Origin of the sequence: Micromonospora sp. D75 (assembly GCF_018070405.1) — a bacterium.
Classification (GTDB): domain Bacteria; phylum Actinomycetota; class Actinomycetes; order Mycobacteriales; family Micromonosporaceae; genus Micromonospora; species Micromonospora chalcea.
On sequence record NZ_JAGPXV010001176.1, the window covers coordinates 1 to 490 of the forward strand.

The 490-nt window shown below is 76.9% G+C and carries 1 protein-coding gene and 1 pseudogene; both read left to right on the forward strand.

All coding sequences use genetic code 11. From position 1 onward, the window contains the following. A pseudogene (locus KBX39_RS32720) lies at positions 1-206 on the forward strand (hypothetical protein); the annotation flags it as partial. A 199-nt stretch (positions 207-405) separates the two neighbouring features. Further along, a partial coding sequence (locus tag KBX39_RS32725; protein ID WP_312247533.1) for a Trm112 family protein occupies positions 406-490 on the forward strand: 85 nt, incomplete at its 3' end.

Sequence of the window (490 nt, forward strand, 5' to 3'; positions counted from 1 at the left end):
TCCCGCTGCCACGCAGCACCACCACCTACCGCTCCGGCGCCACCGGGCCGGCCCCCACGGTGTACGGCGGCACGCCGGCGCCCCGTCCGGCGGGCAGCGTGTACGGCGCGCCTTCGTCCGGTCCGACCCCGCCCGTCTCCGGGTCGACGCCGCCCGCGCCCGCGGGCGGGGACGCGACGAGCCTCCTGCCCCGCTTGCCGGACTGAGGCCGAACCCGACCGGCTCCCGGGGTTACCGTGACGGTGGGTGGTCACGCCGTGACCCGGTGGCCGCCACCTGCCCGGCCGGAGGACCGGACACCGGGGCCGAACGGGGCCCGGTGCCGGGGCCGGTTGGCCGATAAGATCGCGTGCGCCGATCGGCACCGCCGACCGGTGAGACCGCATACGTGGAAGGAGCCGCGCCGTGGCCCTGGACCCGCAGTTGCTCGAGATCCTCGCCTGCCCGGACACGCATCACGCCCCGCTCGACTACGACGCGCAGGCGCAGA